9 protein-coding genes are annotated in these 5,823 nt (G+C 66.4%); 1 reads left to right on the plus strand and 8 read right to left on the minus strand.

What is annotated here, in order from left to right; translation table 11 throughout:
- From WAL33_RS04085 to WAL33_RS04105, 5 genes are all read right to left on the minus strand, one after another.
- A partial coding sequence (locus WAL33_RS04085) for a polyribonucleotide nucleotidyltransferase (protein WP_422178753.1) occupies nt 1-1,105 on the minus strand: 1,105 nt, incomplete at its 3' end.
- A 246-nt stretch (nt 1,106-1,351) separates the two neighbouring features.
- Nucleotides 1,352-1,621 carry a 30S ribosomal protein S15 gene (rpsO, locus tag WAL33_RS04090; RefSeq protein ID WP_056437057.1) on the minus strand — a complete coding sequence of 90 codons (270 nt, stop codon included), beginning with the start codon at nt 1,619-1,621 and terminating at the stop codon, nt 1,352-1,354.
- Between the two features lie 14 nt (nt 1,622-1,635).
- Nucleotides 1,636-2,568, minus strand: a complete 933-nt coding sequence (gene truB / locus WAL33_RS04095; protein WP_422178755.1) for a tRNA pseudouridine(55) synthase TruB — start codon at nt 2,566-2,568, stop codon at nt 1,636-1,638.
- A 3-nt stretch (nt 2,569-2,571) separates the two neighbouring features.
- Complete coding sequence (rbfA, locus tag WAL33_RS04100) at nt 2,572-3,066, minus strand: 30S ribosome-binding factor RbfA (protein ID WP_422178757.1); 495 nt, start codon at nt 3,064-3,066, stop codon at nt 2,572-2,574.
- A 110-nt stretch (nt 3,067-3,176) separates the two neighbouring features.
- A complete protein-coding gene (locus tag WAL33_RS04105) occupies nt 3,177-3,959 on the minus strand; it encodes a dienelactone hydrolase family protein (protein ID WP_422178759.1) in 783 nt (260 codons plus the stop codon).
- A gap of 128 nt (nt 3,960-4,087) precedes the next feature.
- Here WAL33_RS04105 and WAL33_RS04110 point away from each other — a divergent pair, with 128 nt between their 5' ends.
- Complete coding sequence (locus WAL33_RS04110) at nt 4,088-4,429, plus strand: hypothetical protein (protein WP_422178761.1); 342 nt, start codon at nt 4,088-4,090, stop codon at nt 4,427-4,429.
- Between the two features lie 11 nt (nt 4,430-4,440).
- Here WAL33_RS04110 and WAL33_RS04115 read toward each other — a convergent pair whose 3' ends face one another.
- From WAL33_RS04115 to WAL33_RS04125, 3 genes are all read right to left on the minus strand, one after another.
- On the minus strand, nt 4,441-4,995 hold the full coding sequence (locus WAL33_RS04115) for a hypothetical protein (RefSeq protein ID WP_422178763.1): 555 nt from the start codon (nt 4,993-4,995) through the stop codon (nt 4,441-4,443).
- A 26-nt stretch (nt 4,996-5,021) separates the two neighbouring features.
- Entirely contained in the window at nt 5,022-5,537 is a 516-nt protein-coding gene (locus tag WAL33_RS04120; RefSeq protein ID WP_422178765.1) for a DUF2939 domain-containing protein, read from the minus strand.
- Nucleotides 5,538-5,659: 122 nt separating this feature from the next.
- Nucleotides 5,660-5,823: hypothetical protein (locus WAL33_RS04125; protein WP_422178767.1), on the minus strand; the 164-nt coding region annotated here is incomplete at its 5' end.

The raw sequence follows: 5,823 nt of genomic DNA on the forward strand, positions 1-5,823 counted from the left end.
CGTCGATGAACTGCTCGTCGTCGCCGGTGCCCAGGGTGGCGACCACGATCGCCTGGGTCTCGCCGCGGGTGAACAGGGCCGAGCCGTGGGTGCGCGGCAGGATGCCGACTTCACCCAGGATCGGACGGACCTTGTCGACCGTGCGGCCGTCGATGCGGATGCCGGTGTCGAGGATCGAGCGACGGACGATGTCGGCTTCCAGTTCCTTGAACACCGAGATCAGCTTCAGCGGATCGATGCCGGCCGGGTTGGTGTCGCTCTTGGCGAAGGTCTCGACGGCCTTGTTCTTGGCCGCGCCGAGAGCCGCGACGCGTTCGCCCTTGCCTTGGATCTTGTAGGCGGCGGCCAGGTCCTTGCCGACGGCCTTCTTCACTTCGGCCTTCAGGGCGTCGGTGTCTTCCGGCTGGAAGTCGAAGGGTTCCTTGGCGGCGTGCTCGGCCAGCTCGATGATCGCGTCGATCACCGTCTGCATTTCCTTGTGGGCGAAGTTGACGCCGCCCAGGACGATCTCTTCCGAGAGCTCCTGGATTTCGCTTTCGACCATCATCACGGCGTCGGTCGTGCCCGCGACGACCAGGTCCATCTTGCTTTCCTTCAGCTCGTCGAGCGTCGGGTTCAGCACGTAGCCGCCATCAATGTAACCGACGCGCGCGGCGCCGATCGGGCCCATGAACGGGGCGCCCGACAGGACCAGGGCGGCCGAGGCGGCCACCATGCCCAGGATGTCGGGATCGTTCTCGAGGTCGTGCTGCAGCACGGTGACGACGACCTGGACTTCGTTCTTGAAGCCCTTGACGAACAGCGGGCGGATCGGACGGTCGATCAGGCGGGAAACCAGGGTTTCCTTTTCCGACGGACGGCCTTCGCGCTTGAAGAAACCGCCGGGGATCTTGCCGGCCGCGAAGGTCTTTTCCTGATAGTTGACCGTCAGCGGGAAGAAATCTTGACCGGGCTTCGCCTTCTTGGCGAACACGGCGGTGGCCAGGACGACGGTTTCGCCCATGGTGGCCAGGACGGCGCCGTCGGCTTGACGGGCGATGCGACCGGTTTCGAGGACCAGCGTCTTGCCGCCCCACTCGATCGTCTTGCGCTTGATATCGAACATTTTTGCTTCTTTCGGTTCCGAAGGACCCATTTCCTTCAGGACGGACAGGGGCGGGCGGCCGAAGGGCGGTCCCGAGATTTCCTCATCCAGTTCGACAGGCTCCCGAAGATCGTGATCCTCGGACGTACATTCGGACCCGCGAGGTGCGGGAACCGGAGCGGCCATTCGTTTCAGCCTGTCTTGAAACGGTGGCTAGAAATGCATTTCGCCGCCCCACTCGCGTAGGGCGGCGAAATCGCGCCTGGCTTAGCGGCGCAGACCCAGCTTTTCGATGAGGACCGTGTAACGGCCCAGATCGGACTTCTTCAGGTGGTCGAGGAGGCTGCGACGCTGGGAAACCATCATCAACAGACCACGACGGCTGTGGTTGTCCTTCTTGTGGGTCTTGAAGTGCTCGGTCAGGTTGGCGATGCGCTCGGAGAGGATCGCGACCTGGACTTCGGCGCTGCCGGTGTCACCCTCGGTGCGGGCGTGTTCGGCGATAAGAGCGGTCTTGCGCTCGGCAGTGATCGACATCGTGTTGTCTCCGCTCAGGTGAGTTGGAAGACCCGCACCGGATTGAGCTTTCCGGCGCGCATCTCGCACAAGGCCACCAACCTGCCTTCGGACATGGCGGAAACGGTGCGATCGCCGGGCGTGAGCACGGCTTTCAACGATTCCACCTGCCTTGGGAGCAGAACGATGGCGCGTCCTTGCGCAAGCCGGAAGGCGTCTTCATCGGTCACGGCCAGCGCCGGGATGTCGTCCAGCGCGGTCTCGACCGGAAGCAATGCCTCCGACAGGCGGGCCTCATAGCTTAAATTCTCGAGGGTTTCCAGGCCTATCGCCGAATCCTCGCTGAACCGGCCGACTCGCGTGCGGCGAAGCTGGTCGACATGTCCACAGGCGCCGAGCGCCGCGGCCAGGTCGCGGACCACCGCGCGGACATAGGTGCCCTTGCCGCATTCCATCTCCAGCTCGATGTGATCGACGTCCGGCGCGGCGCTGACGCGCAGGCCGTGGACCGTCACCTTGCGGGTCTTCAGCTCGAACTCCACGCCCTCGCGGGCCAGGTCATAGGCCCGTTCGCCGTCGACCTTGATGGCCGAATAGTTCGGCGGGATCTGGTCGATCTCGCCGATGAAGGCGGGCAGAGCCGCCTCGACCTGCTCGCGGGTCGGACGCACGTCGCTGCTGTCGGTGGTCTCGCCCTCGCGGTCCAGGGTGGTGGTCGAGCGCCCCCACTGGATCATGAAGCGATAGGCCTTGTCGGCGTCCATCAGGAACGGGACGGTCTTGGTCGCCTCGCCCAGGGCCAAGGGCAGGATGCCCGTCGCCAGAGGATCAAGAGTCCCGGCGTGACCGGCCTTCTGGGCGTTGAACGCCCGGCGCACGCGCGACACGGCGCTGGTCGAGGTCAGGTCATAGGGCTTGTCCAGGCAAACCCAGCCGGAGACGGCGTCGCCCTTCTTGCGGCGGGCCATGCTCTAGTTCTCGTCGTCCATAACGTCGGACAGGCGGCGCACGTCCTGCTGGACACGCGGGTCGTCGAACAGGCGATCCATATAGAGGGCCGAGTTGAAACTCTCGTCGTGCAGGAACTTCAGGTCCGGCGTGAACTTCATGTCGATCACCTTGGCCAGACGACCGCGCAGGAACTTGGTCACGCGGTTGAGGCCGGCGACCACCTCCTCGGGGCTGCCGGGGACAACCACGGTGCGCGACGGCAAGGACGCCTCGCGGTGCTCGACCGGCGGCGCCACGCCGGCGCCCAGGGGCTCGACGAAGCAAACGGCGTGCTTGAGATCGGCGCTCATCCGCACTTCGGAGACCGTCACCGACACGCCCTGCAGGGCGGGATCGACCAGCTCCTCCTCGCGCAGGATGTCGACCAGGGCGTGGCGGATCAGCTCGCCGGCGCGGAGCTGGCGTTGCGACGGACCGACGGGTCCGCTCTTCTTGTTTTCAGAATGGCGCTTCATGGCGCGGTCGCCTCGATGCCCGGCCGGCGGATCGAACGCCGGATCGCGGGGAGAAATAGGAGGCGGGTGTCTAGGCGCGTAGGGGACAAAAGTCCAGTGCGGGGACCGCCCTACGCTCCTGTCCGCGCCTTGAAGAAGGTGATCACCTTGTCTCGCGCTCGCATGGTGGGGCCGTCCGGATGGTCGCGATCCAGATGGAGGGTCAACACCGAATGCGGCGGGATCACGGTGTAAGGCGCGGCGTCCGCATCCTCGAACTCGATCAGGTCGACCCTGTCGCCAAACGTGGTCTTCAGCGTCTTGAATCGACCATCGCGGACATGGGCGTCGCTTTTGAAGCGCAGGGCGATCAGCGACAGGTTCTCGTCCTCGAACCGCCGCTTGGCGCAGGCGATTTCGGCGACCGAGCAGTCCAATCCGGACTTGTCCAGGAGGGGCAGGGACGGCTGCGACAACACGGGCGCCACCACCGACGGCTCCGTCATCATCGCCAGGGCGAAGCCGCCGGTGAAGCACATGCCCACGGCGCCGACGCCCTTGCCGCCGCACTCGGCATGGACCTGCCGAGCCAGGGCGCGCAGCCAATCAACGATCGGGCTGGAGCGCCCTGATCGCCAGGCGAAGAACTCGCGGCGAACGCACAGGGTCTTGACCACGGACTCCACGGCATAGCGCCGTGACACCGGCTTGCCCGGTTCGCCGAACAGGCTGGGACAGAACACCGTCATGCCCTGCGCCGCCACGTCGCGGGCGAAGTCCAGCACGGCGGGATGCAGGCCGGGGATCTCGTGGATGACGATCACCGCCGGGCCGGACCCGAGGCGATAGACCGGCCGCGTCCACCGGCCGTCGTTGAACTCGAACTTTGTAAAGCCCGCCAGCGCGTCGCTCATGTCCGCCCCCTGCCCTTTGCGAGAGCATGCCACGAAAGATTGGCGCGGTGTCAGCTGTTCAATCGTCCAGATTGCGCCAACCGAGACAGCGGCCTATCCCTCCAAGCTTGAGCTTACAGGAGCGTCAAATGGTTTTCTGGTGGACGGGTCGAGGCTATCTGGCTCTCTTGAGCCTGATCGGCGTGTTCGGCGTGTTCGGGGCGCTGCTGACCGTGATGTTCGGCGAGCAGATCTTCGACACCGCACCCTGGCTGTGGGCGGTCGGCGCGGTGATCGCGGCCGTCGTCAACTGGGTGGTCGGCTGCCGGGTCAACCGCCGGCCCGTGAAGGTGCCACGCCTGGGCCTCTGGAAGAACCGCCTTACCTACCGCCCGCCCAATCGCTTCATGGGCCTGCCGCTGGAGGTGTGGTCCGCCCCGATGATGCTGCTCGCCGTGGTCATGCTAGTGCTCGGCCTGCTGCCAGCCTAGCGCACCCGGCCCTAGCCCGGCCCGTTGCCGCCGGTCCAGTCCTCCATCGGGTCGGGCAGGCTGCCCTTCGGCAGCTTCCATTCGCCCCGATAGGAGAAGTCCAGCGTGCCGCACAGTCGCGCGGGGCCGCCCTTGGGGTCGTCGCCCAACGCCTGGACGCGCAGGTCGTGGTGCACCGCCAGCCGGCTGAAGCTGAGCCATAGGCGGGTGGCGCCGGGGCAGAAGGCGCGGATGTAGATCTTGCCCTGCTCGAACTTGGGATCGATCTCGTACAGCGCCGCGTCGGCGTCGACGCCGCTGATCGCCCTCAGTCCGCCTTGGCCCAAGTCCTTCTCGCGGCCGTCGACCAGCCGACCTTGAACCGGCACCCCGGTGGCCAGCACCTTGATGACCCGGGTTCCGGTCAGCTTCTTGTCGAACAGCACCGTCAGGCCCGCGCCGGTCAGCCGCTTGGCGTCGGGCGAGATCGGATCGTAGGAGTACATTTTGCGCTCGGCGTGGGCCGCGCCCGCCGCCAGGCACGCCAGCGCCAGGCCGAGAGCGACCTTCAGGCCGGCTTTTCGCATGGTCGCGCGCCCCGACACCCTTCGTCTCAAAGCTTGAGGTGACGCTTGGCCGTTTCGGCGTCGAAGCCCGACAGCCGCCAGGTCCCGCCCTCCAGCGTGAAGGTCAGCAGGCAGGGGCCCGTCTTGTCCTTGGCCGCGCAGACCTGGTCGGAGCCGATGTAGCGCAGGCCGGCGGCGATGCTGAGCCGGTCCGGGATCGGCTTGTCGGGGGTGTAGCCGTAGTAGTTGGCCGCGTAGCGGAAGGTCTCGGGGCGGACCAGGGCCTCGCCGGCGATATCGGCGGCCGGGCCGGCCAGGGCGATCACCGCCGCCTGCCAGCCGCCGCCCATGTTGGCGTCGCGCGCCTTGCGCACCAGTTGGCTTTCGATCTCGGCCTTCAGGGCCGGGCGGTCGACGCGGGCGTCGAAGGCGGCGTGGTCGTTGTTGCGGATCGCCACCAGCAGGGCGTGGACGTCGCCGGCCGCGTCATAGCGGGTGGCGGTGGCGCAGGCCGACAGCAAGACGGCGGCGAGGCTGACAGTCAGGAGGGTCCGGATACGCATGCCCCTAGGGTTAAGCCTGAAATCGGGCGAATTCCAGTCCGGGCGGCGCCACCCTTGCGCGAGAAGAAAAAAGGGCGCGAACCCTGCGGTCCGCGCCCTCTATCTCGAAGCTCCAACAGACCTTAGTCGAGCTGGCGCTTGATCTCTTCGACGGTGAAGCACTCGATGGTGTCGCCGACCTTGATGTCCTGGAAGCCGGCGAACATCATGCCGCACTCCTGGCCGGACGGAACCTCGTTGACCTCGTCCTTGAAGCGCTTGAGCGTCGCCAGGGTGCCCAGTTCCA

The organism is Caulobacter sp. (assembly GCF_049283275.1).
In the GTDB taxonomy this organism is placed as follows: Bacteria; Pseudomonadota; Alphaproteobacteria; order Caulobacterales; family Caulobacteraceae; genus Caulobacter.